Below are 437 nucleotides of genomic sequence, written 5' to 3'. Positions count from 1 at the left end.
GACATCATGGCGAGACAAGTAAACACTCGCCGCTTGGCCGCTATACTCACCAGCTTTGTTGCCACGCCACAAAGGAACCGACGTCAGGATCATTTAGAAGAAGGCATCGTCAACGCCACTACTCTCACTAAGCTCATCACTTCGCCATTGGATCGCACTGTCTTTTATCAGCCAGAGGTTGGCGCATCTCATCAATGTGCCATCACATTTTTGATGGACTGCTCAGGTTCAATGCAAAAACACAGTCACAAACTGAGTCTACTGATGGATACGATTCTCAAATCGGTTGGGCTAGCCAATATCCCTTTTGAAATTATCGGCTTCACCACTAATAACTGGAATGGTGGCAAGGTTTATCGACAGTGGCTCAAGCAAGGTCAACCGAAACACCCGGGTCGTTTAAACGAAGTTCGACATATCGTGTTTAAGGATTTTGA

The 437-nt window shown here is 46.5% G+C and carries 1 protein-coding gene; it reads left to right on the top strand.

What is annotated here, in order from left to right:
• Window positions 1-437, top strand: a 437-nt coding sequence (locus tag AB4486_RS27370) for a cobaltochelatase CobT-related protein (protein WP_408063676.1), incomplete at both ends; no start/stop codon positions are given.

Origin of the sequence: Vibrio sp. 10N.222.55.C6 (assembly GCF_041473395.1) — a bacterium.
GTDB classification, from domain to species: domain Bacteria; phylum Pseudomonadota; class Gammaproteobacteria; order Enterobacterales; family Vibrionaceae; genus Vibrio; species Vibrio crassostreae_C.
This window is presented reverse-complemented; position numbering and strand designations above follow the sequence as displayed.